The following is a 24,104-nucleotide window of genomic DNA, read 5'->3' as shown; positions in this document are numbered from 1 at the left end:
TGGTCCCGTCGGCGCATGACAACGAACCAACGCCGACGGCACCGCGTGAGTCCGGACGCACGAGAGCAGTCACGGCGGCGCAGGGGAACACCGCCAGGACGGCCCCGGACTCCGATCTCGCCAATCTCGGACAGGACCCGCAAAGCAGCCGTGTGTGATGTTCAGACCATGCCGTCGGCGTCCTCGGCGAGGATGCGGTAGACGTTGGCGACCAAGGGCCGCTTGCCCTGGTTCTTACCCGAGGTGATGACCAGCTTGCGGGCGATCTTGGGGACGGGGACGCCGCCTGCCCGCAGGCTGCGGGCGTAGGCGGCCATGTCGTCGTCGACGACTTTCGGGCGTCCGCCGTGCCGGCCGCGCTCGCGGGCGGAGTCCTGGCCTTCGAGGGACTTCTCCCGGATGTGTTCGCGCTCCCGGCGGAACGCGAACAAGGCGGCGCCGTGCCCGGAGGGGTCGTATACCCCTTGGAGGGGGCCGGTGAGGAGTTCGAGCTGGACGTCGAGGTGGCGCAGGTCCTCGGCAATGGCCAGGAGCTCGGCGGCGCCTCGGCCCAGGCGCTTCATCTCGTGCACCGTGAAGATCACCCGCGCGAACATCACCCGCACCGACTCGCACGCCGACCAGATGCGCGAGGAGGCCGCACGGCTCAAGGCCGAGGCCGCCTCGCCCGTCGTCCCCGAGCCGATCGCCGATCGGCTGCGGGAGCGAGCCGAGGCCCTCGACGCCTTGGCCGGCCAACACCACACCGACCGCATCAACCGCTAATTTCACACTCCGAGAATCGTCCTATACAAGGTCCGTCGAGGTGAAAAAGACCTCTCAGAAGTACCGGCCATCTGCAGCTTGTCCTGTCTTTTCCCACTGCCTCGTCAGCCGGTCGACGGGGAGGCCGGTTCGGCCGAGGACTTCATCACCCAGGGCTGACACCCCGGGGTGGCCGATCAGCCGGGTATCGCTCTCCTGGGATCGGCCGGAGCCATATCCCGTGCGATCTCGCCTGCTAAGCGACCGAAGAGTTCTATCGCCCGGTTGCCGCCGTCGGACCGCCACATCAGGCCGTATCCGAGGGGCTTATCTCCCTCCACCGGGACGTAGGAGATACCGGGATGGCCGTGGTAGAGGGCGATGTGGGCCCCTGACAGCAAGGCTCCCTTGCCGCCGGCGACGAGTGTCAGAGCCTCCTGGAAGTTGGTGACGGACGGCCCCTGCGCGATCGGCCTGCCGCTGGGTGTGCGCGTCGGCAGTTGATGCTCCAGCCAGTACTCCGGGATGTCTCCCGCGATCGTCAGCAGCGGCACACGGGCCAGTTCCTCAAGCGTCACCGTGTCCCGTCCGGCCAGGGGATGCCCGGCCGCGACAGCCAGCACCCTGTCCTCGGCGAGGAGTGTGGGGCCGCGGGTCAGGTCGTCCTCGCGCACAGGGAAGTCCGTCAACTGGAGGTCGAAATCGCCCTTTCGTAGCATTCCGTACGGATCGGAGAGCGGCACCTCGCATACCTCGACGGTGAGTTCGGGATGGGTGATGCGCAGCTTCTCGATCGTCTTCATCACCATCTCGCCGGCCAAGGGCGTGGAGAAGCCGACGTGCAGGACTCCTTCGATGCCGCGTGCCGAGGCGACGGCACGCGCCAGGGCGTTCTCGATGCCGCGGTAGTGCGGCTTGAGGTCGTCACGGAGGCGGCTGCCCAGGCTGGTAAGGGCCACGCGGCGGCTCGTGCGCGTGAACAGAGGCGCTCCGACGCGGCGCTCCAGTTTCTGGATGAGCTGGCTGACCCGGGCGCGGGACAGGCGCAGGCGGTTGGCGGTACGGCCGAAGTGCAGTTCTTCGGCGAGTACGAGAAAGCATTCGAGCTCGTTCTGGTCCACGTACTTCTCCGGGATCGCATGGGACATGGATCGGTAAGCCTGGCTGACCGAACGTTGCGATCATCGCTGTTGTTCCCGTCCGGGGCGTGGCGAAAGCTTGAGGCACCACCAACACCCACCACTCCGGAAGGAGTTCATCGTCATGAGTGCCTTGAGTACTTCGAGCGGGCTGAGCGCACACAAGTGGGGCATCCTGCTCGTGCTGTGCGGCGCGATCTTCCTCGAAGGCATCGATGTCGCCATGCTCAATGTGGCACTGCCGTCGATCCGCGCCGACCTCGGACTCTCCACCGGCGAGCTGCAGTGGGTCATGAGCGCCTACGTACTCGGTTACGGCGGCTTCATGCTCCTCGGCGGACGGGCAGCCGACCTGTTCGGACGCCGTCAGATGTTCGTCTTCTGGCTCACCGTCTTCCTGCTGTTCTCCGGGCTCGGCGGATTCTCCACCGAGGGATGGATGCTGATCGTCGCGCGGTTCATCACGGGCGTCGCCGCAGCCTTCATGACCCCGGCGGGTCTGTCCATCATCACCACGGGCTTCGCCGAGGGTCCGGAGCGGAACAAGGCCCTGCTCATCTACTCGGGCACCGCTGCGGGAGGCTTCACGATCGGCCTGGTCGCCGGTGGGCTGCTCACCACTGTCGGCTGGCGCTGGGTGCTCTTCGCCCCGGTCGTGCTCTCCTTCCTCATCCTCGTCGCGGCCCTCGCGTTCGTCCCCAAGTCGGCGCGCCCGGACCGATCCGGTAAGCGTGTCGACGCCGCCGGCGCGCTCACCGTCACCGCTGCCCTCGTGCTGATCGTGCTGGGCGTCGAGCGTGCGGCCCACGCCGGGATCACCGCCAGCGCCGGCACCTTGCTGGCCGGGCTGGCATTCTTCGCGGCCTTCCTCGTCATCGAACGGCGCTCCCCCGAGCCCCTGGTACGCATGGGTATCTTCCGCAACGGCTCCCTGGCGCGGGCGAACTTTTCGGCGATGCTGTTCGCCGCCGGGTTCTTCGGCTTCCAGTTCCTGGTCGTGCTGTATCTCCAGGAACTGCGCGACTGGTCGACGCTGCAGACGAGCTTCGCGATGCTGGTCATCGGGGTCGACGCGATTCTCTCGCCGACCCTCACCCCACGGCTGGTCAACCGCTTCGGCACCGCCAAGGTGATCTTCGGGGGGCTCCTCCTCGCGGTGCTCGCCTACGGGCTGTTCCTCCCGCTGGGAGCGGACTGGAGCTACGCGGCGATGTTCCCGAGCCTGATCATTCTCGGCCTCGCGTTCTCCCTGGCGTACGGCCCGCTCACCATCGTGGCCACGGAAGGGATCGCGGAGGAGGAGCAGGGGCTCGCGGGCGGTCTCCTCTACACCGCCTTCCAGCTCGGTGCCGCCCTCGGGCTCTCCGCAGTCACCGCCGTCAGCGTGGCCGCCACGCACGCGGAGACTCCTTCCGCACTGCTGGACGGTTACCGGGCCGGTCTGCTCGTCCCCTTCGCGGCATCGGTCGCCGCCGCTGTCATCAGCGCCTTCGGCCTGCGCACCCGACGCGGCGGCGAGCCGTCCGCCGCGGTGGACGCTGCCGCTGAGCGAATCAACGCCCCCGTCTCCCGCTGATCCTCGAAAGGACAGACTCATGGCCGACACCGTCAGCGAGTTCTCCGAGATCCAGGACTCCTTCCTCGACTACATCCGCGACATCAAGTACGCGACCATGGTCACTGTCGACCGTCAGCACCGCCCGCGCGCTCGTGTGCTGCTGCCCGTGTGGGAGATCGTCGACGGAGAGCCGATCGGCTGGCTCGCCGCGTACCGGACCCCTGTCAAGAGCGCGCACCTCGCGGGCAACCCGCACACGACGTACGCGTACTGGAATCCCCGTCAGAACGCGGTCTTCGTGGACAGCGTCACCACCTGGGCCGACGACGAGGAATCCAGGCTTCATGCGTGGGACCTGTACAAGCGGGGCGGTCCGCCGGGTGTGGGCTACGACCCGGTCCACTACTGGCGTGGCGGTCCCGACGATCCCGTCTACCACGTGCTGCGGATCGATCCCTGGCGCATACAGCTCGTCCGCGGTTCCGATCTGCGCAGCACGCTGTGGCGGAGGAAGGACCCGGCCCCGGCGATCACCTCGTCCGCCGCCCCGAGGAACTCGGCCAAGGCGGCCGTCTGCTGAATCCTCGTGAGAAGGACGGATGACCCCCGCTCCGACGGGGGTCATCCGTCCTTCTCACGCGTGGTTCCCGCTCCGGCGGCCGTGGGGGCGGTGGTGTCACGGCCGTGATCACGGCCGCGGCGGGTCCAGGACGGTCCGAAGCCGCGCCGGGAACAGCCCGGAACTTGGGGGGGAGAGGATGCGCCGTCCCCTCCGCAGGAAATGACGCGTTCGTGAGACAGAACCCTCCGAACAAGCTGTGAGAGGTCGTTTTCGCCCGATGCTTCATCCCGATATGGCCTCTGGCGGCCTTCTTCGGTCGCGCCAGGAGATGGTGTTGTCGCCGGTGAGGTGGCGGGCCGTGAGGTCGGTCATGGCGATGTGAACCAGGGCTTCGGACCGGCTGGGCAGGGATTCGTAGTCGCGGGCCAGGCGTCGGTGGAGCATCAGCCAGCCGTGGGTTCGCTCGACCGGATCGGGGTGAAACCCTGGTCCCGGGCTTGCGGGCTCTCCATATCGATGCCGAGGGTGGCGGCGTGCTCGACGAGGTGCTGGCGGTAGCCGACATCGACCCAGATTTTGCGGATGTCGGTGTGTTCGGTGGCGGCCTGGTTCAGGGCGCAAAGGGCCGTTTGTGAGGACAGGGGTCAGGGTGCGCGTACGCCGTCGATGGCGATCGACAGCAGGAGGTCGGCCTCGGCCGGGCCGTCGATCTCCCGCTCGGTGGCCAGCGCGATGGCGCCTACGAGCTTGAGCAGTTGGGCGATGGTGATCCCGGCGCGCACGGCGCCTGCCGCTTGGGCGCGCGCAAGGAGGGCGTCTCCGGCATTGGTGATCATTTCGTGGCAGGTTTCGCCGAGCGCCGGGTCTCCGTCCCGCATCAGCGAAGACCCCAGGCCCCGGTTGGCCACGGCGTGCGCGCCAACGGCGTGAAGCCAGGTGGTCAGCGCCTGGCCCGGGTCGGGTTCGGCGAGGAGGTCGCCCGCCTTCGCGCACAGGGCCTCCACCCGGTCCTTGAAGACCGCCTCCAGGAGCGCCTCCCGGGAGGGAAAGTGGCGGTGCAGGGTGGCCGAGCCGACTCCGGCGCTTCGGGCGACCTCCTCCAGGGAGGCGTCAGCGCCGTGCTCGGCGATCAGGGCCCCGGCGGCAGCGACGATCTTCTCGGCATTGCGGCGGGCGTCGGCGCGCATCGGCCGGCCGGGCGGGGCGGTGGCGTCCTTGGGCACGGGGACTCTCCTGACGCTTGATAAACGGGGTGGTCCTCCATATCGTAGCGAACGAGAAACGGAGGGCCACCCCACTTACGGGTTGGCCTCCCCTCCGCATGGACGCGATGGAGATGATTGTGAAGCTGACGAAGAAGACCGTCGTGGTGGCGGGTGCGACCGGCCTGCAGGGCAGGGCCGTGACACATCACCTGCTCCGCGGCGGATGGCAGGTGCGCGCACTGACGCGCGACCCGAACGGGCTGCAGGCCACGGCGCTGGCGCAGGCCGGCGCACAGGTGGTCCGGGCGCAGATGGAGGACGTCGACTCCCTGAGAGCCGCGGCCGAGGGTGCCTGGGGCTTGTTCAGCGTCCAGCCCACCGTCGGCTCGCCCGGCACCGCCCCGGACTTCACCGCCGACGACGAGGTCCGCTGGGGAGTAAACGTCGCCGAGGCGGCGCACGCCGCGGGCATCGGGCACTTCGTCTTCACCTCGGTCGCCGAAGCGGACCGGCACCTTGAGGAGAAGCTGCCGGTGAATCTGGTCAGCAAGTGGCGGATCGAGCGGCACGTCGCCGCGCTCGGCCTGCCCGCGACGATCCTGAGGCCGGTGTCCTTCATGGAGAACTTCACCGGCGGATACGCGCTGCGGAACGGGAACCTGTCCACCGGACTTGCTCCGGAGGTCCCCCAGCAGATCATGGCCGTCGACGATGTCGGCGCCGTCACCGCGCTGGCGTTCTCCCAGCCGAAGGAGTGGATCGGCCGGGCCGTCTCCCTGGCCGGGGACGAACTCACGCCGGTTCAGATCGCCGCGGCAATCGGGCAGGCACTCGGCATACCGCTGCCCTACGTTCAGATCCCGATCGACGCGATCCGGGCCCTGAGCGAAGACTTCGCCTACGCCAACGAGTGGCTCAACGAGCACGGCTACCGCGCGGACATCCCCGCCACCCGGGAGATCCACCCCGGCACGATGGACTTCAGCACTTGGCTGGAGCGCACCGGCGCGTCCCAGATCGCCGCGTTCCTCGACTCCGCGCGCACCGCCGGGCAGGACGCATGAGCGCCCGCACTCACGGCCTCGGGCGCGTCGGGATCTGGGCGGCGGACTTCGACCACCTCTCCGCACCCGAGGTCCGTAAGGCTGCCGCGCGGTCGAGGACCTCGGCTTCGGCACTCTGTGGTTCCCCGAGATCACGGGAATGGAGGCCATGGCGCAGGCCGCGATCCTCCTGGCGGCCACCCGGCACATCACCGTGGCCTCCGGCATGACCTACATCTACGCCCGCGACCCGGTCACGGCCGCCGCCGCGCAGCGCACCCTGGAGGAGGCATACCCCGGACGGTTCCTGCTCGGTTGTGGGAGAGCCACGCCAGCCTGGCCCAGGGCGTCCGCGGCCACCGTAGCTTCCGGGCGGTTCGATCCGTGTGGAGTTCGGCCTCGGGGAACATCGGTACAGCGGTTATCGGTGAGAACGATCTTGTTCAGGGTGTGAGGGCGCTGACCCTGTTCTCGTACTCGCGGCGGGCCTTGCGCTGGGCCGGGACCGCGGGAAGGTCCTGGCTGCCGTCGAGCGGCTGGCAGCGGGCGAGGAGCTTTCGGTGCACGGCGGGGACGGCGCTGACGCGCAGGGTGTAGCCCTGGCCGCGCCGTACGGTCGTCCCCTGGTCGAGCGCGGCACGCTCGGCGGGCTCCAGCTCGGTGGTGCGGAGGTAGTCGGCGACCTTGCCCGGCATGTCGAGGGTGACCGGCAGCTCCGGGGCGGGCGCGTCCTCCTCGTTGGCGGTGTGGTCGGGCAGGAGGTCGGCGACGGCCGTGCGGATGGCGCCGCGGCTGACCCGGTGCTCGCGGGCGAGGGCGGCGATGGAGCGCCCTTCCAGGTACGCGGTGCGTACGTCGTCGGTCTTCGTGGCCGCAAGCGCGGGGCGGCGCCCGCCCTTGCTGCCCTTGGCCTCGGCGGCGCGCAGCCCGTCGTACGTCAGCTCGCGCTGGAGGTCGCGCTGAAGTTCGCCGGCGGCCGCGAGGGTCTGCACCGTGAACTTCACGGTGGACAGCAGCTCGCCGGTGCGGGGGTGGCGGGCGGTGAGGTCCATCGCGGAGAACGCGCCGTCGTGGATGCGCAGCGCCACTTGGTCGCGGTGGAGGACATCGAGCAAGTCGAGGATGTGGCCGGTGCCGCGGACGAGGCGGAACATCTCGGAGATGTGCAGGGTGTCGCCCGGCCGCGCGTACGTGAGCAGTTCGCGGAACTTCGGGCGCTGGAGGGGGTGGAGGCGGCTGGAGGTTCCCGGGTCCTCCTCGAAGACGACCGGGTCCTCGATCCCGGCCGCGTCCAGGACGAGGTTCTGCCGGGCGGTGGACTGCTGGTCGGTCGAGACCCGCTTGTAGACCAGGTTCGCCACCGAGGGGCCCCTTCCGTACGGAGGATCGGACCCTATCTGTCGTCAAACCCTGTCAGCAATCACCATCGGATCTGATTGGATTCCGGCGCCGCGAACCCCCGGATTGCGGCGGTTCATTGGACGCTTCGGTCGCCTGTCGGCAAACGATCGTTTGCCGACAGGCGAGCTCTCGGCGGGGGCGGCGGGCTGGTCTGCTTGCCGGGAATCGGATCGCCATCAACGGGGTTGGTGGGGGGAAAGCCGTTATTGGAGGGGTCATGAGAGCGATTCAGGTGTACGAAGTGGGCGGTCCCGAGGTGCTGCAGGAGGCCGAGGTGGACCAGCCGCGGCCGGGTCCGGGCGAGGCGATCGTGGAGGTCGCCGCATCCGGGGTCAACTTCCTCGACGTCTACCACCGCGAAGGCCGGTACAGCCTCCCGCTGCCCTTCACCCCGGGCGCTGAGGGCGCCGGCACGGTCGTCGAAGTTGGACCCGGCGTCGCTGACGTCGCAGTCGGGGACCGGGTCGGTTGGGTGGAGATTCCCGGCACGTATGCCGAGCGGGCCGTCGTGGACTCCTCCCGGCTGGTGCCGCTGCCCGACGATATCGGCTTCGAGACAGCCGCCGCCGTGCTCCTCCAAGGCATAACCGCGCACTATCTCGTCAAGGACGCCTACCCGGTTAAGGGGGGCGACACGGTGCTCGTGCATGCGGCTGCTGGTGGCATGGGGCTGCTTTTGACCCAGCTCATCACCCATCTCGGCGGCAGGGTGATCGGCACGACGTCGACCACGGCGAAGGCCGAGCTGGCGAAGCGTGCCGGGGCTGCTGAGGTGATCCTTTCCTCCGCAGTCGACGATCTCGCAGCCGAGGTGAGGCGGCTCAACGGCGGTCAGGGACTGCCGGTTGTCTTCGACGGCGTCGGCGCGCACACCTTCGATGCGAGCCTCGCCAGCCTGCGAACCCGCGGCCATCTCGTGCTCTTCGGCGCGGCAAGTGGTGCCGTGCCTCCGTTTGATCCGATTCGGCTCGCCGACGGCGGTTCGCTGACCCTGATCCGGCCCAGCCTCGGGCACTTCATCACCGATCGGTCCGAACTGCTCCGACGGGCCGCCGATGTGTTCGAGTGGGTGCGCTCCAAGGCGCTTGAGGTCACCATAACGGGCCGCTACGCATTGTCCGAGGCCGCCCAGGCCCACAGCGATCTGGAGGCTCGGCGTACCACCGGCAAGCTGCTCCTCGTACCCGATGCGGCCGCTATTGGACGCCGGGAGGGGACGCAGAGCTGATCGCGGGTGACGAGGTCGGGGATCTTGGAGACTGAGATGTCGAGGACATGGCCGACCGTCATCACCAAGATCCCCGACAGCGTCAGGCACTCAGCAGGCCAAGATCAAGTTCTGGCGGGTTTCTGGCGCATCCGGGTCACACCCCTTCAAGATCCCTCAGCCGAGACCTGGCTCACCCGTCCACAACCTCCCGGGACAGAACACCTAGTTCACCACAAAACGAAGCCAGTGATCGCCACGCAGGTGAAGTACCTGACCACGTTCGCCAAGAAGGTCGGCAAGGAGCGGTTCGACGCCGAGTTCGCCAAGGTGATCAAGGGCAGTGACATTGCCCCGCGCGCTCCCCGGCAGCGGTGCGCGACGGCCGCGAAGCGGCTGACCAAGGCGAGGGCCCGCAAGCTCATCACCGCACTGGTCGGCCACGACTAGTCCGGCTGGCCCGCGTCGTCGTCCTCGTCCAGCTCCGGCGCGTCCGGGTCGCGCAGTGGGGGCAGGGCGCCGGCGGCCGGGACGCTGGCGGTGAAGCTGTAGCGGCCGAGCAGGTTCAGGTTGCGGTGCTTGAGCGGGGAGAGGCGGGCGATGTCCTCGTCGCGGATGTCGTGGCCCTCGGTGCGGAGCTGGGCGACGGCGGCGTCGATGTACTTCGTGGTCCAGAGCACGATGGCGTTGAGGACCAGCCCGAGCGCGCCGAGCTGGTCCTCCATGCCGTCGCGGTACGCCTGGTGGATGGTGCCGCGCTTGCCGTGGCACACGTCCCTCGCCAGCTTGTGGCGTGATTCCTGCACGGTGAGCTGCCGGTTCATCTGACGGCGGTAGGTGTCGTCGACCGGGTCGACCACTCGCAGCAGGTGCTCGGTCTTGGCGATCCGCCCGTACTCGGCGAACGCCGCCCCGAGCGGGGTCGGGCGGCCGTCGCGTCCGAACATGCGCAGCAGGTCGTAGGCTCGAACCTGGTTGGTGACCAGGGAACCGGCGACCTTCAGCATGTCCGGCCAGTGCGTGATCACCTTGTTCAGATTCACGCGGTTGCGGGCCAGGTCCTCCACCGCGCCGTACGTTTCGGTCTGGACGCCGGGCATCGTGGCCCGCCAGAACCGCTGGTCGTCCAGGTCGCGGAACCGCGGGCTGAAGTTGTAGCCGAGGACCTTGAACAGGCCGAACACCATGTCGGAGTACGACGCGTTGTCGGTCGCCACCATCTCCGGCTTCACCCCGCCGTCCGGGTTCAGCAGGGCGTCCAGGATGTGCAGGGAGTCGCGCGGGGTTGCCGGGGACGACCATCTGCCCGATGCCCGCGACCTGGTCGTTGACGGCGTTGAGCCAGGTGATGCCCCGCTTGAACCCGAAGTACTTCGGCGATGGGGCGGCGTTGATGGTGCGCACCGGCACCTGGAAGCGCAGCCCGTCTGCGGAGGCGAGCAGCCCGTCGCCCCAGTAACGCACGATCGGGACGTCTGCCTGGGCGGCGATCAGCGCGGCGTTCGCCGCGGCGATGGTGTCGGCGCGCAGGTAGTACTGGTCGAGGTGCACGAGCCGCGCCCGGGTCAGCGCCTCGTAGCAGGGGTTGACCACCGGGGCCAGGCCGAGGTTGCACGCCTCGGACACCAGCAGCGCGACCACCGAGGTGGACAGGTCCTTCATCCGGGTCGTGCCGTCGCCCAGGTGCACGAAGGCGCCGAGGAACCCGGTCCAGGCGTTCACCTCGAACAGCAGGTCCGGCAGGTCGATCTTCGGGAGCATCTTCTCGACCCGCTGGCGCAGCCAGGTCAGGGACCTCGGTTCGCCGAGGGCGCCGAGCTTGTCGACGTTCAGCTTCACCCGCCCGTCGTCCTGCACCTCGATGGAGACCTTCGCCGCCGGCCCCGCTTCCTGCAGGCATTCGGCGAGCTGCTTCCACCCGGCGTCCAGGCCCCGCACCAGCTCCTCCAGGTGCTCGGTGACGGGCATGTCCAGGCTCAGGGCCGCCAGTACGTCCTCCTCGACCGCGTCCCAGTCGGGCCCGTCCAGCAGGCGGGCCCGCGGGTTGGACCAGCGGTGCGAGGGCGAGGCGAAGACGTCGCGGTTGTTCAAGGCCCGGTGCAGTTGCTCCAGCACGCACACCACGTACGCGTCCCGGTCCGCCGCGCCCTGCGGCAGGTCGGGGTTGGCGTACACCGCCTTGCGCCACGCGGGCGGCACCAGCTTGTCGTCCACCTCGCGCGGCAGCAGCGGCTTGACCCCCACCTTCCGACCGCGCCAGCGTCGGAAGGCCGCGCACCCCGGCCAGGACCCGCTTGCCCGCGCTCGCTGCGTCCAGCGCCTTCGACTCGCCCAGCAACGCGAGGAACGGGCGCACCGTGGCGTACCGGTTCGCGAGCGCGGCCCGCATGGCGACCTCGGCCGAGTTCTCGTCCTCGGGCACCAGCGAGACCACCGTGGCCGCTGCGGTCATCACGGCAGCGCGTGGGGGGACTTCCTCCACGGCTGCCCACAGCGCGGCCACGTCCAGGTCCGCCTCCTGCTCCTCGACCAGCTCCAGCTCCTCGAACAGCACCTTCGCCGCCCGCGCGAGCACCCGTGACGCCTTCTCCAGCTGCGGCAGCGTCGACAGCCGCTCCTTCTCCGTCTTCCGCTTCGCCGAGTTCAGCAGCCGGGTGGCCATCAGGACCTGGAACAGGTCCAGGGCCTCATCGATTGCCTTCGCCTCCAGGTGCCGCATCACCGCGGTGAGCATCGCCGTGCGCTTCGGTTCCGCCGCCCGCTCCAGCAGCGGTGCCTTCGACCCCAGCGCGTACCGGGCCAGCGCGGCCATCCGGTTCGGCGGGATCTGCGACAGCCTCAGCCGCCCGAGCCGGTACGCGCCGATCTCGTCCACCGCTCCAGCGCGCGGGCGAACGCCGTGCCCGTCGTCCGCGTCGGCGGCCGGCGCAGCCGCTCCAGCTCCGAGAACCGGGAGCCCTCCGGCGTCTTCAGCGTCGCCACCAGATCCCCGGGCAGCGCCGGGTCTGCGCGGCGGGCGGCGGCCGCGACCGTGGCGTGCAGCCGCTTCTCCGCGACCGTCCGCGCCTCCGCAACCTGCCGAGCCAGCACGGATACCCCGGGCAGCAGGACCCGGTGACGGCGCAGCCAGCCCACCGCGTGGTCGAACAGCGCCTTCGGGCCCTCGGCGTGCGTCCACGCCCGCCCGTGCAGGAACGTACGGAATCGCCGGCCCCACTCGGCGTCCTCGTAGGGGTGGTAGCCGTAGGCGTCCCGGATCTCCCACGCGTGGTCGTACAGCGTCTGACGCCGCTCGTGTACCGCTTGACCACCGAGGGGTCCTCGATGCCGAGCTGCACGGCCAGGTGCTCGACCACCGGCCACGGCACAACGAGCGGGTCCTCCAGGAACAGACCGACGTACCGCACCGTGCACATCTGGAGCGCGAAGCCGAGCCGGTGATGCTCCGTCCGCCGCAGGGCGATCAGGTCCCGGTCCACGTCGTCCAGGAAGAAGAACCGCTCCAGCTCGGGCCTCGTCGGATCCTCGGCGAACGTCCCGTACGCCTCAGCCTGCTCATCGCTCAGAAAGCGGCCGAGGCCAGCAGCATCATCGCCCGCCGAAACCGCACCGAGCTGGTACTGCCCCTCCGCACTGTCTGCTGCAGCTTCTGACCCTCCTGCTCGGTCAGCCTGCGGGACCCTGACCGGTTGCGCCATCCCGCCTCCCCACGCTGGTTGGAAGCGTCGTCACTTCCAACCAGCACAACGAGCAGCAGAGCCGCCCGGCGAAGGTCCGAGGTCACAGCACTAGTCGGTTGGCGGATCTCCGCAATGCACCTCGCGCAGCCCTTGGAGGACGCCGGCGCCATCGGCACAGGCCGCATAGGCGGCCGCCCGATCCCTGGACACCAAAGCCGTCCGTACGCCGCAGCGCGTAGGGTCCATCGACGCCCCGCAGGCCGCACCCGTACGGGCTCACGATCATCACCTGGAAGAGAGCCCGAGCATGACCACCCCCGGCCCGCAGCAGCCCCAGCAGCCCTACGGATACCCGCCCCAGGAACCGCAGTCTTACGGCCAGCCCCAGGCCCCCGGCCATCAGTCCCAGCAGCCGTACGCGGGGCAGTACCCGCCCCAGGCCCCGTACTACCCGCAGCAGCCTCAGGCGCCCCAGCCGGTGTACGTGACGAACCAGCCGACCCGCACCGTTCACGGCGTGGGCTTCTTCGGCAAGTTGGGCTGGTGGTTCCTGATCCTGTGCACCGGAGGTCTGGCCTGGCCCTTCTACAGCCGGGCGAAGCGCACCAGCCGCCACTACTGACCACCGCTACAGAAAGGGGGCAGCACCGATGAGTCCCCACTCATCGGGCTGGCTGGCCCCTGAGAGAGGAGAAGACCATGCTGAACCTAGACCACCACCCCGCCGAGCTGCGCGAGGAGATCGCGGAGTTCCTCGACACGCGCCGCAAGAAGGATCCCGCCATGGCGGACCTCCTGGAAGATTTGATAGGCCGTCTCCTCGCCGACCCAACCCTCCCCGCCAGCGTGAACAAGCCGACTCCGTACGTTCTCGTCAAGGCACCCGGCAAGTGCGGCTTCGCCTACGTCAACGCGAGCGGCAAGGTGGACCTCCTCCTTCAGCCGCAGGATGCCGCGCCGTACATCGCCACCGGCTATGCCGAGGCCCAGGAGAACACCAAGGGCTTGCTGGTCGTCGTTCACCTCAGGAACGCCGTCTCCGTCCTAGTCGCCGCCGAACTCGCCCGCCTCGCCCTGGACAAGCTGCGCGCCTGAGTTCCGTAACACCACTGCCCCCGCCGAACGGTTCTTGGCGGGGGCCTCGTCCAACCCGCACGAGAACCACGAACACCAACCCGGCGAACGTTCCCGGTCACAGCACTAGGTGTGCCCGGGAGCGGTCCGCGCAGATACTCCATGATCCGGCTCTACGGGACGGAGGCGCCGAGCCGCACGGTCTCCGCGCCGGTCTCCCACTCGCCGAGCGCCCCGATCTGCCCAGGTCCAGGAGGTATTCGGGACGCCGGTGATCAAAATGGATCGAAATAGACCGGGGCGATCGGCATACTCGGCACCATGACACTCCCTACGCCCCTCGAAGCCCTGACCGTACCCGCTGCCCCCGTAACCGCCGCCTGCGCCGCCGCTCTCGAAGTCGCCACCGCCTATTGCACCCCGGCCCTGCTGAACCACTCGGTGCGGTCCTACGTGTGGGCATCCGCGTACGCCGCGGACCGGGACATCGAGCACGACGCCGAGCTGCTGTACGTCGCCGCGCTGCTCCACGACATAGGGCTGGTCCCGGAGTTCGACAGCCACACCGTCGCCTTCGACGAGTCCGGCGGACACGTGGCCTGGGTATTCGGCGCCGGGGCTGGGTGGCCGGTGGAGCGCCGGCAGCGGCTGTCCGAGGTCATCGTGCGGCACATGTGGGACTCGGTGGACGTGCGGGAGGACCCGGAGGGCCATCTACTGGAGCGGGCCACCGCCGTGGACATTTCGGGGCGGAACGCGGACGACTTCACCGCCGGGTTCCGCGCGGAGGTCCTGGCCCGATACCCCCGCGAGGGCCTCGCAGACGAGTTCCTGGCCTGCTTCCGGGACCAGGCCGCCCGCAAGCCGGAGAGTTCCCCGGCGGCGTCCGTACGGGGCGGTCTCGCCGAACGCATCCTGGCAGACCCGCACCCGCTGGAACAGCTGAACGGACCTGATGCCCTCTAGTCCGTCTTCCGGACTAAGCCGGGCTCGCGGTGTCCGGCTCGATCCGAAAGAGGCGGCCCAGCTGCCCTGCGTGGTGCGCCGTCATCCTGTTCCCCGGCTTCGACGGCCTTCGCCTGGCAGTCGCCGCACAGCGTGGGGCGCCAACGCGGTCCCGGCTTCGTATGGTCCTCGGTGACCTTCCAGCGGGCGGTGGTGAACTTCGTCCAGCAGCGGGCCAAGGCGAGTCGACGGGCCTCGCGCTCAACAGCCTTCTGCTCTGCCGCGCGCCGCACCTGCGCCTCGTGCACCTCCTGGCAGGCCTTGGCCTCTTCCCCGGCCCGCGCTGCGGGTCCACCGACAGGTGGGCGAGGCCGCGACCCGCTGAGCCTGGCTGACGCGCGTCCCCGGGGCGTCACCCGGGGGCGCGGGCGTGTGCTCGTCCAAGCAGGGCGATCGCGGCGGTGGTGGTCGGGGGCCGGCTGGCTACAGGCCCCCGCATCCTCCGGCGAACGGTGGGGGCTTGCCTTGGCCGGTGCAGTGGCTGCGGCGGGCACCACCATGCTGGCATGACCTGATTGTCTGTACGGAGGTTGCCTCTCACCGTGCGGACGCCTTTGCTCAGGGGTGGTCCTCGTTGTTGGTGCGCGTTCCTGCCGGAGAGCGATGACACTGGCCCACCGTCCGGAGCCGCTTCCCGGCTGACGGGCCCCGGGAAGAAAGTTCGACCGTTGCTCCCGCTTGGCGGGACGTCACGCTGATGGGGCTTTTCTTGCAGGTCAGGGCCGTGTGGCGTGTCTGCATGACAGTGGATATCAGGGTCATCCGGGCTGGTCAGATGTACCGCTACTACCTGCGGCAGACCGTTGTCGGCGACGGCCGACGCCCGGCCCGCATGCCGCTGCGCGAGGCTCAGGAGCAAGCCGGTGTCCCGGTCGGGCGATGGATGGGCCGCGGCTTGGCCGTGCTCGGACTGTCGGCGGGGGAGGTGGTCACCGAGGCGCAGCTGCGGAACCTCTTCGGCGAGCGGGGCCGCCACCCGGATGCAGACCGGATCGAGGCCGACCTGCTCGCCAAGGGCGACTCCCCGAAGAAGGCGTTCAAGGCCGCCGCCCTCGGACGCCGGGTGACGGTCACCGGGGTCGATTTCCTCTTCCGGCCACAGTCGACGATCTACCTCCTGTGGGCGCTGGGGGATGACGAGACCCGTCGGGTGATCGAGGCCGCGCACGAGCGGGCGATCGAGCGGGTGCTGGAGTGGATCGAGGACGAGGCGGCGGTGATCCGGTACGGCAAGGACGGCATCTACCGGGTGCGTCCATCCGGAGGTCTGGTCGCCGCCCGCTTCCGCCACTACGAGGCGCGCTCCGGGATGCCGCTGCTCCATGACCATCTGCTTCTGTCCGTGAAGGGTCAGCGCCTGGACGGGAAGTGGGGGTCGATCCACACCCTGGCCTTGCACGAGAACACCGTGGCGGCCTCCGCGCTCTACAACGAACTGGTGGCCGCTGAGGTCTGCGAGGAGCTTGGGCTGGCGACCGAGCCGCGCACCGTCACGCCGGGGCGCCGGCCTGTGATGGAGCTTGCTGGGGTGCCGCACGAGCTGATCCGCTGGATCTCCCGGCGCAGCGACCAGATCGCCGCCTGCCTGGCAGAGCTGGAGCACGAGTACGTCACCGCCGTCGACGACGACGGCGAGCTGAAGTTCCTGCCCGTGGTCTCCGAACGGGCCCGCGCAAGCTGAACCGGATGGCCGCCCGCAAGACCCGTCCGCCCAAGCAGAAGACCCGGCCGCTCGCACAACTGCGCGCGTGGTGGCAGGCGAGCGCGATCCTCACCTCCGGGGTGGCCGTCGACGTCATCACCTCCCTCCTCGAGTACGCCCGCGCCGCGGCCGCGACGATCAGGGCCCGGGTCGCCGCCGTGGTCGACATAGCGGTGGCGGCCGTCGACGTCGCTGCGACGGTGTTCGTGATGAACGACGGCGGCCGGTTCCATCGCCGGCACTTGCTCGCCGAAGCCCGCCGCCGTCTCGCCCTGGTCCTGCGCGGCCGCCGCCGCGACCCGGGCCTGGACGACCGGATCGTCGCTGCCGCCATTTCCATCCTCTGCCTGGACGTCAGCGAGCCGACGAGCGTGCGTGGCCTGGAGGCCGGCTATCGCCTCTACACCGCACGGTGGGACCTGTCCGACATCCCCGCCCGGCCCCGCCCACCCACCTCCGCGCCCGGCCCGAACTCGGCAACCCCCGGCCGATCCCGGCGAGCCGGCTGTGCCCCGGCCCCCTGGCCAGGACGCGGGGGAGTGGGAGATACCCCGTATCCCGCTGCAGTACGAGCGGGCCGTCCTCGCCGGTGCGGTGGTGCGGGAGAAGCTGCGCACCACCACCGCGCGGGGCCGGGCGTACGACGTGGTTGCCCACCAGCAGGCGGCGATGTCGAGCAACTGCTCGCGCCCCCGGCCGCCGACCCCGAGCACGATCCTGGGACCGGCTTCACCCCCGGCTCACCCGCCGGGCCGCTTGGAGCGACCACTAGGGACCATCGCCCATCATCGAGGGCACCGTGATCAGGTTGACGGTCGAGAAGCTGCCCTGCGGAGGGGTGAACAGGCCCGTCTGGCTGTGGTGGTCGGGCAATGACGAACAAGCCCCGCCCCCATGCAGCGAGCCTGAGGGATGGCGGTCATGATGTCCCAATGACACTGGGACCATCGAGTGATGACGCTGTCGAAGCAGGCTGGCACAAGGTCCGCGCTGACGGACGCGTGCGCCCGGAACTGCTGGAAGCCGCCTACGCCGAACCGCGCCTGCGGCAGCTGTTCCCCTGGACCGGCATGGGCGAGTTGCACTTCAGCCGCTGCACCGAACAACGGTGGACGTGGGACATCCCCTACATCCAGCCTGCGGCTGGGGGCAGTTACTGGGTGTCAGGTCCTCTCCGTTCGCAGACCGTGGGGCCTGCGGAGACGGTTTCGCACGCCATCGCCATGGTCTTGGAGCGCCTTCCGGCCGGCTGCGGGCCGGCCTTCCTCGGCACTCCAGAGGAACTCGCCATCCACGAGACGATGCAAGAGCAGCTCGGCGGTTAAAGGCAAGGTGAGTGCCTGCTTCTGATCCCCAGCCCGATGCCTCTCGCTGCTCCGGCAACAGGGGCCCTCTGGGCCGAGTACGCGGCCGTCTATGCCGCACTGCGGTCAGGTCACCGGGGTGAACCTGACACCACGAGGCACCCAGGGGTTCCGTTCACGGAAGCGTCACCGTGACCGTTCCGCGAACGGGTGGGTCCTGCCTGTACTTCCACTTTTGCCCGCAGACCTGCCCGGCACGAGATCAGAAAACAGACACCTCACGTTGCTATGCCGTCAAGTTCAGGGGATGAGTCCTCCGTCCACGGCGCGGTCGTAGAGGCGCTGGTGCCACTCGTTGGTGTCCGGTCCGGGGGCAGCCGCCAGAACAGGGTTTGGACCTGTCTCGATGAGGTGCAGGAGGGTCCAGGCGACGCCGTAGCAGTCGTCCGGGCCGAAGCAGGAGACGAGCGCCTTGGCTTCCTCTCCCGTGACCGGCTGGCGACGGCACGCCGGCGAATGAGGCGCCGAACTTCGCCGCGGACCCGGCAGGCAAGTTGACCCCGCTGGACTCCCATGTCCGTCTGGCCGCCCCAGATCGACGTAACCCTCCGCCGATCGTGCGCAGGAGCTACAGCTACAACCACGGCAACGGCAACAGCGGACTCGTCTTCTCCTGCTTCCAACGCGACCTGGCAGCTGGATTCGAAGCGTTACAGAAGCGCCTTGAAGGAGAAGCCATGACCAAGTATCTCCTCACCGCCGGCGGCGGCTACTTCTTTGTTCCTCCACCCGGCGACGGATGGACTGAAGTGATCGCTTGACAGGTCCAACAGACCGACGACCCAGGCGATGGCAGCAAGATCGTAAGGCAGGCAGGGCATCCCTATCGTTCGGCCACCGGGCGGCGCTCGGCGTCCTCGATGATGACGTCCGCGAGGGCGCGTGCGGCGTGGTCGGGGAGGCAATTGGTCGGGGGCGCGGCGGACGTCGCTGGCGAAGGCGCGAGCGGCGCCGGTCAGCTGCAGGGCGATCTGCTGGAGGTCCGCGGGTGCCAGGCCGGCGGCGCTGGTCCACCCGAGGACGGCCTTGACCAGATACTCGTGGGGCACTCGGTCGAGGGGGTTTGCCTTCGAGGAGTACCAAGCCGCTGACCTGCCTCATTCGAGGGCCCGAATCTGAAACGGCCTCTGATCCGCTCCGGTCACAGCCTGGTCCTGCGTTTGCGCCACCAGGCGCATGTCCGGCGCTCTCGCAGCCGATGAGTTTTTCGAGGGGGAGTTCGGGGGCGCATGGTGAGGGGCTTCTTGAACGTGCGAAGGTGGGGTGCCCCGGGGTGTCTGGCTGGCCGTATGGCTGGTGACGGAACGGATCGCCCCGGGGCATTGCCGTGCTGTCAGGCGTGGTAGCGGCGCGCGTAGCGAGCGCCTGCGGGCCCTTGCTGTGTGCTGCTTGTCGATGTGCATCTCTCCTCCGAGGACATGGCCCGGCGCACGGGTTCGCCGGCAGCCGCGCGGCCGCCCGGACGGGTGACTGCGGTAGGCGTGCTGCTCCTCCCCGGTCGCGTGGGTGCGGCCGGGCCCGTACACAGGGACCAGGCGCAGTCCTGGTTTGGCGGCAGGACGGGATCAGGGCTGCTGCCCCTTATCGCCGGGGCCCGCGCTACCCCCGAGGGTGCGGGCCCCGGTGGAGCCCGGCGGAAGGAGACGAACGGCGGCCTCAGGCCTGATGCACGCGATCGTCCCCCCGACCGGCTGACAGCTGCCAGGTGCTGCGTCCTCCGGTGGAGCCGATGCTCGCCCAGGCCCGTGAGACGGTGGCCGCAGCGGGGGTGCTGCCCGGCGGCCATGCCTTCGAGGCGAAGTTCGACGGCTATCGATGCTTGTTGTTCACTCCGGCCCGGTCGGGCGGCCCGGTGCTGTTGCAGTCCGCGGACTCGGTGCACCTGGACGAGGAGGTAGAACGACACGTTTTATGAGAGGCGGCACTGCCCGTTGCGTTCCTGTCCCGGCCGCACGCCCAGAGGGACCCGTACTCCAGCAGTGCGTTCAGTCCATGGAGGCGCCGAGGGTGGTCAGGATGTCGTTGACGGTGTGCTCGAAGAGCGGTTCCGGGTCGGTGAGGGCGAAGTCGAGGTGGCCGAAGGCCTCGACGGCGACGGTTCCGTAGAGCCGGGTCCAGCAGGCGACGAAGACGTAGATCACCTCCAGAGGGACTGGCTCGCCGGCCAGGTGCTCCCGTACTTCTTCGAGCTGCGTGAGCCAGGTGGTGTCGAGTGTGGTGGGGGGCTGGATGCCGCCGCGGTGCCATAGCTGGACCATCAGGCCCAGGATGATGCCACCGAAACGCCAGCTGGGGTCGTGGGCGGCGGTTCCGGGGGCGGTGTCGGCGTCCGTGAGCGGCTTGGTGAACAGCAGGCCGAACTCGCGGGGATGGCTCAGCGCCCAGCGGCGGAGTTCCCGGCTCACCGCCCGCAGCCTCATCCCTGGCTCGGAGGCAGGTTCCTGGTCCCGTGCGGTGGCCAGGGCAGTGGCGAGCTCGTCGTACAGGTGGGACGTCAAGGCCTGGATCAGGTCGCGGTGGCTGGGGTGGTAGCGGTACAGGCCGGGAGCACTCATGCCCATCTCGCGGGCGATGGCCCGCAGGGTGACGGCAGCCGGGCCCTGTTCGACGAGCAGGCGGCGGGCGGTGCGCAGGATCTCCTCCAGCGCGTCCTCGCGGACCCGGTGCCGACGGCTCGGAGAGGGATTGCCTGTGCTGGTCACGGCGGCCTTTCGGTGTGTGCCTTCTCGGGGTCCAGGGCGTGGACCCGCTTGACAAAGTAAACACCTGTAACTTTAGCTGACCCCTCGAAAGTTAACACCGTTAGCATTGGCTCGCAGCTGTGATCCGGGGGGACCCATGAAGTACGGCATCGTCTTGACCTACACGTTCGCCCCGCGCTGGCTGGCGCTGTCGCGCCCGGAGCGCAACGCGATGCGCGCCGAGCACATCGAGCCGGTGTTCGCCGCGTACGCGGACCGGGTCTCGGCCCGCTTCTTCGACAGCGAGGCGTTCCACGGCCGGTTCTCCGACTTCGCCGTGCTGGAGACCGAGGACCTCGGCGCCTACTACTTCCTCGTCGAGGCGCTGCGCGACACCCCGCTCATCGCCGAGGGTTACCTGTCCTTCGGTGAGATCTTCCTGGGCGTCGCCGACGGCTTCGCGGAGTACGAGCGCACGCACGCCGCCGGACTCCGATAGCGCGCCGCTGAGCGGTCCCAGAGACGACCAGGCCAGGAATACAGGGAGTTCAGTCATGCCCCATACCGTCCCCGAGTTCATACCCGCCCCCACCGCCGCCTTTGCCCCGACCGCTCCGCCCGATCCCCTGCCCCGGCGGCGTTGGCCGCTGCGCCTGCTTCGGGCCAGCGCGGTGCTGGTGCTGCTGGACACCCTCGTACAGGCGGCCCTCGCGGGCCTGTTCGTGACCGGCGACCTCGATCTGCTGGCCTGGCACGCGGCGAACGCCGCTGTGCTGGGCGCACTGACCGTCGTGCAGACGGCGGCGGCCCTGCTGGTGTGGCGGCTGCAGCGCGGGCCGGGCTGGCCGGCCGTGGCAAGCGCCCTGCTCATCGCGCTCGTCTCCGTGCAGCAGGGGCTGGGCGAGGCGCGCGTACTGGCCGGGCACATGCCGCTCGGCATGGCCGTCTTCGGCTGCGCGACGGCCCTGACGTGCTGGGCCTTCACCCTCCGCCCGACTGCTCACGTCGCGGGCGGCGCGCGATGAGCCCGCGGCGTACGAGCAGGCTGAGCCGCCGGGGGTTTCTCGGACTGACCGCCGGTGCGGGTGCCGCCATCACCCTGGGCTCGGTCGGCTACTCCCGTCTCGCGCAGCCCTCCACCGGACGGATCCTGCGCACGGTGGGCCCTGTGCCCGAACCGTTCCGGGTGCCGCTGCCGGTGCCGCCGGCGGCGCGCCCGGCCCGCACGGAGGCGGGCGCGGACTTCTACGAACTCGACCAGAGGGAGGGCCGGGTCGAGATCCTGCCGGGCCGCACGACCACGGTCTGGGGTTACGACGGGATCTTCCCCGGCCCGACCTTCACCGCCCGCTCCGGAAGGCGCACGGTGGTACGCGTACGGAACATGCTCACCGTACCGACCGCGATGCACCTGCACGGAGGCGTCACCCCGCCGGAATCCGACGGCTACCCCACCGACCTCGTGCTGCCCACACGCTGCGCCCCCGGCCAGAACCGCCGCGACGCGACCGCCATCCCACCGGGGGCCCACTCGACGCACGCTGACCCGATGCCGGGAGACACCACCACGGCGGTGCGCACCTACGACTACCCGCTGCCGCAGCGGGCCGCGACGCTCTGGTACCACGACCACCGGATGGACTTCTCCGCCCCGCAGGTCTGGCGCGGTCTGGCCGGCATGTTCATCGTCCGCGACGAGGAGGAGGACCGGCTCCCCCTGCCCGGCGGCGACCGCGACATCCCGCTGATGCTCGCCGACCGGTCCTTCGAAGCGGACGGCTCCTTCCGCTACCCCGCCCTCGACCCCACCTGCACCGGGCAGCCCGGCGTCGAGGACGCCTACATGGACGGGGTGCTCGGCGACGTCCAGCTCGTCAACGGCGCACCCTGGCCCGAACTGGAAGTCTCCACGACCCGCTACCGGCTCCGGTTGCTCAACGCCTCCAACGCCCGCCGCTATGAACTGCGTCTGGACACCGAGGACGGCGCCCACCTGCCCTTCGTCCAGATCGGCAGCGACGGCGGCCTGCTGGCCGCGCCCCAGCGCCTCGACACCCTCGCGATGGCGCCCGCCGAACGCTTCGACGTCGTCGTCGACTTCTCCGAGCATCCGGTCGGCACCCGCATCACCTTGGTCAACACGGCGGCCGACGGCAGGATGCGGCAGGTGATGCGCTTCCACATCGTGCGCGCCGAGAAGGACGACAGCCGGATACCCGCCCGCCTGTCCGCCTTCGACAAGCTCATCGCGACCCGTGCGATGCCGGTGCGCTCCTTCGATTTCCGGCGTACGGGCGACGGTGAGGAGCGGCAGATGTGGACCATCAACCGGCAGCCGTTCAGCACCTCGAAGGTGTGGGCCGCCCCGCGGCTGGGCAGCGTGGAACGCTGGCGGTTCAGCAGCGATTTTCATCACCCCGTCCACTTGCACCTGGCCCAGTTCCAGGTCATCGCCCGCGGGAACAGGGCGCCGGATCCCTGTGACGCCGGTTGGAAGGACACCGTTGACGTGCGCCCGTACGAGGTCGTGGAAGTCCTCGCCCGGTTCGCCGGATACCGGGGCCGCTACATGGTGCACTGCCACAACCTCGAACACGAGGACATGGCCATGATGGCCAACTTCGAAGTGGTTTGAGGCAGCTCAGGGGCGGTGGTGGCGGCGGGTCCACAGGCCGTGGCCGAGGTCGGCGTGATGAGGATGAGGGCCGCAGCGGCGCCGAGGCGAAGCCGGCGCTGACGACGGTGGCCCAGTGGACGCCCGGCTGGACGCGACGAGGCCGGACAGGGCGAGCGCGCCCGTCCACCAGGCGATGGCGAGGGCGCGGGAGTGGGTACGGCGGGCCAGGAGGTAGGCCATCGCAAGGAGGAGTGCGGTGACGACGGTGGTGTGGCGGCAGGGGAAGGAGAACCCGGTCTCCGCCACGATGGCAGTGGCCAGCGGCGGGCGGGTGCCCGCCAGTCCGAGAACGACGACGGCCACCACGGAGGCCGCCCCGGTCACCGCGGTGGCCACCGCCGGCCAGCGGGACGGGCGGGGAGTACCACGGCAGGGCCCCCAGTACGGGCGTCGACGCTCTGGAGGTCCGGTACGGCAAGGCGTCCAGACTCCCGGCCACCTGCGTGCCGCCAGGCCGCTGGGGTGCCCCGGTGCCGCCTGTACCGTCCGCCGCAGGCCAGTTGTCAGCCCCCGAGAGTCGTTTTCTTGCGGATCAGGCCGGGTTCTCCGCTGCTTCGTGGAGCCGGGTCAGCAGGGTCATCAACTGCTTCCGCTCATCTGCGGCGAGCGGTGCCAGTAGCTGGGCGTTGGCGGCTTCGGCCAGAGCTGCGCAGCGGGTGAGGGTGGCCCTGCCCTCCGGGGTGACGGTGACGGCGTTCTTGCGGCGGTCGGAGGGATCGGGAGCACGCAGGACGAGGCCCTGCTTCTGCAGGTGGTTGAGGACGCCGACCATGTCCTTGGGGTCGACAGCCAATCGACGGCCCAGATCGGCCTGGGCGATAGGCCCGTACTCGGCGGTCGCGGCCAGCACGGCATGGTGCGTCAGCTTCAGTCCTTCCGCGGCGATCGCGTCGGCGACCATGCCCCGGCCGCGCGCCGCGACACGGCCTATGAGCCAGCTCGGCAGGGACTGGATGTGCTGGAGGTCCGGGGTCATGCGCTCAGCCTATCCGAAAATCATTGGACTTCCCAATGATTGTTTGTTTATCGTTGGGGCAGCCAATGAAACCGGATCGGGGAGGT

General features: G+C 69.5%; 23 protein-coding genes and 6 pseudogenes. 18 read left to right on the top strand and 11 right to left on the bottom strand.

Annotated elements, in window-relative coordinates:
- Positions 1–161 precede the first annotated feature (161 nt).
- On the bottom strand, positions 162–596 hold the full coding sequence (locus ACZ7J0_RS32050) for a recombinase family protein (RefSeq protein WP_470893286.1): 435 nt from the start codon (positions 594–596) through the stop codon (positions 162–164).
- Here ACZ7J0_RS32050 and ACZ7J0_RS32045 point away from each other — a divergent pair.
- Positions 574–765, top strand: a complete 192-nt coding sequence (locus tag ACZ7J0_RS32045; protein WP_470893284.1) for a hypothetical protein — start codon at positions 574–576, stop codon at positions 763–765. The genes ACZ7J0_RS32050 and ACZ7J0_RS32045 overlap by 23 nt on opposite strands.
- 176 nt (positions 766–941) lie before the next feature.
- Here the strand turns inward: ACZ7J0_RS32045 and ACZ7J0_RS32040 are convergent, their stop codons facing one another.
- Positions 942–1,892, bottom strand: coding sequence for a LysR family transcriptional regulator (locus ACZ7J0_RS32040; RefSeq protein ID WP_470893283.1), 951 nt, complete (start codon positions 1,890–1,892; stop codon positions 942–944).
- A gap of 115 nt (positions 1,893–2,007) precedes the next feature.
- On the opposite strand from ACZ7J0_RS32040, the gene ACZ7J0_RS32035 reads away from it, so the two are divergent.
- Positions 2,008–3,459 carry an MFS transporter gene (locus ACZ7J0_RS32035; RefSeq protein WP_470893282.1) on the top strand — a complete coding sequence of 484 codons (1,452 nt, stop codon included), beginning with the start codon at positions 2,008–2,010 and terminating at the stop codon, positions 3,457–3,459.
- A 19-nt stretch (positions 3,460–3,478) separates the two neighbouring features.
- On the top strand, positions 3,479–4,021 hold the full coding sequence (locus ACZ7J0_RS32030) for a pyridoxamine 5'-phosphate oxidase family protein (RefSeq protein WP_470893280.1): 543 nt from the start codon (positions 3,479–3,481) through the stop codon (positions 4,019–4,021).
- A 264-nt stretch (positions 4,022–4,285) separates the two neighbouring features.
- On the opposite strand, the pseudogene ACZ7J0_RS32025 reads toward ACZ7J0_RS32030, so the two are convergent.
- Positions 4,286–4,617: pseudogene (locus ACZ7J0_RS32025) on the bottom strand (IS5 family transposase); the annotation flags it as partial.
- 30 nt (positions 4,618–4,647) lie between these two features.
- Entirely contained in the window at positions 4,648–5,226 is a 579-nt protein-coding gene (locus ACZ7J0_RS32020; RefSeq protein ID WP_470893278.1) for a TetR/AcrR family transcriptional regulator, read from the bottom strand.
- 107 nt (positions 5,227–5,333) lie between these two features.
- Between ACZ7J0_RS32020 and ACZ7J0_RS32015 the strand changes: the two genes are divergently transcribed.
- On the top strand, positions 5,334–6,272 hold the full coding sequence (locus ACZ7J0_RS32015; protein WP_470893276.1) for an NmrA/HSCARG family protein: 939 nt from the start codon (positions 5,334–5,336) through the stop codon (positions 6,270–6,272).
- A 97-nt stretch (positions 6,273–6,369) separates the two neighbouring features.
- A pseudogene (locus tag ACZ7J0_RS32010) lies at positions 6,370–6,705 on the top strand (LLM class flavin-dependent oxidoreductase); the annotation flags it as partial.
- On the opposite strand, the gene ACZ7J0_RS32005 reads toward ACZ7J0_RS32010, so the two are convergent.
- On the bottom strand, positions 6,695–7,612 hold the full coding sequence (locus ACZ7J0_RS32005; protein ID WP_470893275.1) for a recombinase family protein: 918 nt from the start codon (positions 7,610–7,612) through the stop codon (positions 6,695–6,697). The pseudogene ACZ7J0_RS32010 and the gene ACZ7J0_RS32005 sit on opposite strands and share 11 nt — an antisense overlap.
- Before the next feature lie 257 nt (positions 7,613–7,869).
- On the opposite strand from ACZ7J0_RS32005, the gene ACZ7J0_RS32000 reads away from it, so the two are divergent.
- Together ACZ7J0_RS32000 and ACZ7J0_RS31995 are read left to right on the top strand one after the other, a co-directional pair.
- Entirely contained in the window at positions 7,870–8,880 is a 1,011-nt protein-coding gene (locus ACZ7J0_RS32000; protein ID WP_470893273.1) for a quinone oxidoreductase family protein, read from the top strand.
- A 228-nt stretch (positions 8,881–9,108) separates the two neighbouring features.
- The gene (locus ACZ7J0_RS31995; protein ID WP_470893271.1) at positions 9,109–9,309 is read left to right on the top strand and encodes a hypothetical protein; all 201 of its coding nucleotides are present in this window, start codon (positions 9,109–9,111) and stop codon (positions 9,307–9,309) included.
- Here the strand turns inward: ACZ7J0_RS31995 and ACZ7J0_RS31990 are convergent.
- Together ACZ7J0_RS31990 and ACZ7J0_RS31985 are read right to left on the bottom strand one after the other, a co-directional pair.
- Positions 9,306–12,425 (bottom strand): annotated as a pseudogene (locus tag ACZ7J0_RS31990) (Tn3 family transposase). The gene ACZ7J0_RS31995 and the pseudogene ACZ7J0_RS31990 sit on opposite strands and share 4 nt — an antisense overlap.
- A gap of 5 nt (positions 12,426–12,430) precedes the next feature.
- Positions 12,431–12,557, bottom strand: a pseudogene (locus ACZ7J0_RS31985) (IS630 family transposase); the annotation flags it as partial.
- Between the two features lie 289 nt (positions 12,558–12,846).
- On the opposite strand from ACZ7J0_RS31985, the gene ACZ7J0_RS31980 reads away from it, so the two are divergent.
- Entirely contained in the window at positions 12,847–13,161 is a 315-nt protein-coding gene (locus ACZ7J0_RS31980) for a hypothetical protein (RefSeq protein ID WP_470893269.1), read from the top strand.
- Positions 13,162–13,238: 77 nt separating this feature from the next.
- Positions 13,239–13,634: a hypothetical protein gene (locus ACZ7J0_RS31975; protein WP_470893267.1), complete on the top strand. Its 396-nt coding sequence runs from the start codon at positions 13,239–13,241 to the stop codon at positions 13,632–13,634.
- A gap of 155 nt (positions 13,635–13,789) precedes the next feature.
- On the opposite strand, the pseudogene ACZ7J0_RS31970 reads toward ACZ7J0_RS31975, so the two are convergent.
- A pseudogene (locus ACZ7J0_RS31970) lies at positions 13,790–13,905 on the bottom strand (FAD binding domain-containing protein); the annotation flags it as partial.
- 29 nt (positions 13,906–13,934) lie between these two features.
- On the opposite strand from ACZ7J0_RS31970, the gene ACZ7J0_RS31965 reads away from it, so the two are divergent.
- The 6 genes and pseudogenes from ACZ7J0_RS31965 (at position 13,935) to ACZ7J0_RS31940 (ending at position 19,599) form a co-directional block, all read left to right on the top strand.
- On the top strand, positions 13,935–14,579 hold the full coding sequence (locus ACZ7J0_RS31965) for an HD domain-containing protein (RefSeq protein WP_470893266.1): 645 nt from the start codon (positions 13,935–13,937) through the stop codon (positions 14,577–14,579).
- A gap of 778 nt (positions 14,580–15,357) precedes the next feature.
- Positions 15,358–16,299, top strand: coding sequence for a MobF family relaxase (mobF, locus tag ACZ7J0_RS31960; RefSeq protein WP_470893264.1), 942 nt, complete (start codon positions 15,358–15,360; stop codon positions 16,297–16,299).
- Positions 16,300–17,029: 730 nt separating this feature from the next.
- A pseudogene (locus ACZ7J0_RS31955) lies at positions 17,030–17,197 on the top strand (NF041680 family putative transposase); the annotation flags it as partial.
- Positions 17,198–17,252: 55 nt separating this feature from the next.
- A complete protein-coding gene (locus ACZ7J0_RS31950) occupies positions 17,253–17,645 on the top strand; it encodes a DUF6193 family natural product biosynthesis protein (RefSeq protein ID WP_470893262.1) in 393 nt (130 codons plus the stop codon).
- Between the two features lie 533 nt (positions 17,646–18,178).
- On the top strand, positions 18,179–18,445 hold the full coding sequence (locus ACZ7J0_RS31945; protein ID WP_470893260.1) for a hypothetical protein: 267 nt from the start codon (positions 18,179–18,181) through the stop codon (positions 18,443–18,445).
- A gap of 944 nt (positions 18,446–19,389) precedes the next feature.
- Positions 19,390–19,599 (top strand): hypothetical protein, encoded by a 210-nt coding sequence (locus ACZ7J0_RS31940; RefSeq protein WP_470893258.1) that lies wholly within the window; start codon positions 19,390–19,392, stop codon positions 19,597–19,599.
- Positions 19,600–19,669: 70 nt separating this feature from the next.
- Here ACZ7J0_RS31940 and ACZ7J0_RS31935 read toward each other — a convergent pair whose 3' ends face one another.
- On the bottom strand, positions 19,670–20,386 hold the full coding sequence (locus ACZ7J0_RS31935) for a TetR/AcrR family transcriptional regulator (protein ID WP_470893256.1): 717 nt from the start codon (positions 20,384–20,386) through the stop codon (positions 19,670–19,672).
- 136 nt (positions 20,387–20,522) lie between these two features.
- Here ACZ7J0_RS31935 and ACZ7J0_RS31930 point away from each other — a divergent pair, with 136 nt between their 5' ends.
- The 3 genes from ACZ7J0_RS31930 to ACZ7J0_RS31920 are packed head-to-tail and all read left to right on the top strand — an operon-like array spanning position 20,523 to position 23,000.
- Positions 20,523–20,864 (top strand): darcynin family protein, encoded by a 342-nt coding sequence (locus ACZ7J0_RS31930; RefSeq protein WP_470893254.1) that lies wholly within the window; start codon positions 20,523–20,525, stop codon positions 20,862–20,864.
- Positions 20,865–20,919: 55 nt separating this feature from the next.
- On the top strand, positions 20,920–21,390 hold the full coding sequence (locus ACZ7J0_RS31925; RefSeq protein ID WP_470893253.1) for a hypothetical protein: 471 nt from the start codon (positions 20,920–20,922) through the stop codon (positions 21,388–21,390).
- Positions 21,387–23,000: a multicopper oxidase family protein gene (locus tag ACZ7J0_RS31920; RefSeq protein WP_470893251.1), complete on the top strand. Its 1,614-nt coding sequence runs from the start codon at positions 21,387–21,389 to the stop codon at positions 22,998–23,000. Before ACZ7J0_RS31925 ends, ACZ7J0_RS31920 begins: the two co-directional genes overlap by 4 nt.
- Positions 23,001–23,006: 6 nt before the next feature.
- Here ACZ7J0_RS31920 and ACZ7J0_RS31915 read toward each other — a convergent pair whose 3' ends face one another.
- Positions 23,007–23,378 (bottom strand): hypothetical protein, encoded by a 372-nt coding sequence (locus ACZ7J0_RS31915; protein WP_470893249.1) that lies wholly within the window; start codon positions 23,376–23,378, stop codon positions 23,007–23,009.
- A 196-nt stretch (positions 23,379–23,574) separates the two neighbouring features.
- Positions 23,575–24,018, bottom strand: coding sequence for a MarR family winged helix-turn-helix transcriptional regulator (locus ACZ7J0_RS31910; RefSeq protein WP_470893247.1), 444 nt, complete (start codon positions 24,016–24,018; stop codon positions 23,575–23,577).
- Positions 24,019–24,104: the final 86 nt, after the last annotated feature.

The sequence above is a fragment of the Streptomyces sp. NPDC038280 genome, assembly GCF_055600045.1.
The sequence above is the reverse complement of the archived record's forward strand: the minus strand, read 5'-3'. Positions and strand labels throughout refer to the sequence as shown.

What these genes read in the sequence shown, in the direction of transcription:
- ACZ7J0_RS32050 (WP_470893286.1), bottom strand. Translation starts at nt 596, where the DNA reads ATGTTCGCGCGGGTGATCTTCACGGTGCACGAGATGAAGCGCCTGGGC.
- ACZ7J0_RS32040 (WP_470893283.1), bottom strand. Translation starts at nt 1,892, where the DNA reads ATGTCCCATGCGATCCCGGAGAAGTACGTGGACCAGAACGAGCTCGAA.
- ACZ7J0_RS32035 (WP_470893282.1), top strand. Translation starts at nt 2,008, where the DNA reads ATGAGTGCCTTGAGTACTTCGAGCGGGCTGAGCGCACACAAGTGGGGC.
- ACZ7J0_RS32030 (WP_470893280.1), top strand. Translation starts at nt 3,479, where the DNA reads ATGGCCGACACCGTCAGCGAGTTCTCCGAGATCCAGGACTCCTTCCTC.
- ACZ7J0_RS32015 (WP_470893276.1), top strand. Translation starts at nt 5,334, where the DNA reads ATGGAGATGATTGTGAAGCTGACGAAGAAGACCGTCGTGGTGGCGGGT.
- ACZ7J0_RS32000 (WP_470893273.1), top strand. Translation starts at nt 7,870, where the DNA reads ATGAGAGCGATTCAGGTGTACGAAGTGGGCGGTCCCGAGGTGCTGCAG.
- ACZ7J0_RS31980 (WP_470893269.1), top strand. Translation starts at nt 12,847, where the DNA reads ATGACCACCCCCGGCCCGCAGCAGCCCCAGCAGCCCTACGGATACCCG.
- ACZ7J0_RS31975 (WP_470893267.1), top strand. Translation starts at nt 13,239, where the DNA reads ATGCTGAACCTAGACCACCACCCCGCCGAGCTGCGCGAGGAGATCGCG.
- ACZ7J0_RS31965 (WP_470893266.1), top strand. Translation starts at nt 13,935, where the DNA reads ATGACACTCCCTACGCCCCTCGAAGCCCTGACCGTACCCGCTGCCCCC.
- mobF (WP_470893264.1), top strand. Translation starts at nt 15,358, where the DNA reads ATGACAGTGGATATCAGGGTCATCCGGGCTGGTCAGATGTACCGCTAC.
- ACZ7J0_RS31950 (WP_470893262.1), top strand. Translation starts at nt 17,253, where the DNA reads ATGACACTGGGACCATCGAGTGATGACGCTGTCGAAGCAGGCTGGCAC.
- ACZ7J0_RS31930 (WP_470893254.1), top strand. Translation starts at nt 20,523, where the DNA reads ATGAAGTACGGCATCGTCTTGACCTACACGTTCGCCCCGCGCTGGCTG.
- ACZ7J0_RS31925 (WP_470893253.1), top strand. Translation starts at nt 20,920, where the DNA reads ATGCCCCATACCGTCCCCGAGTTCATACCCGCCCCCACCGCCGCCTTT.
- ACZ7J0_RS31920 (WP_470893251.1), top strand. Translation starts at nt 21,387, where the DNA reads ATGAGCCCGCGGCGTACGAGCAGGCTGAGCCGCCGGGGGTTTCTCGGA.
- ACZ7J0_RS31910 (WP_470893247.1), bottom strand. Translation starts at nt 24,018, where the DNA reads ATGACCCCGGACCTCCAGCACATCCAGTCCCTGCCGAGCTGGCTCATA.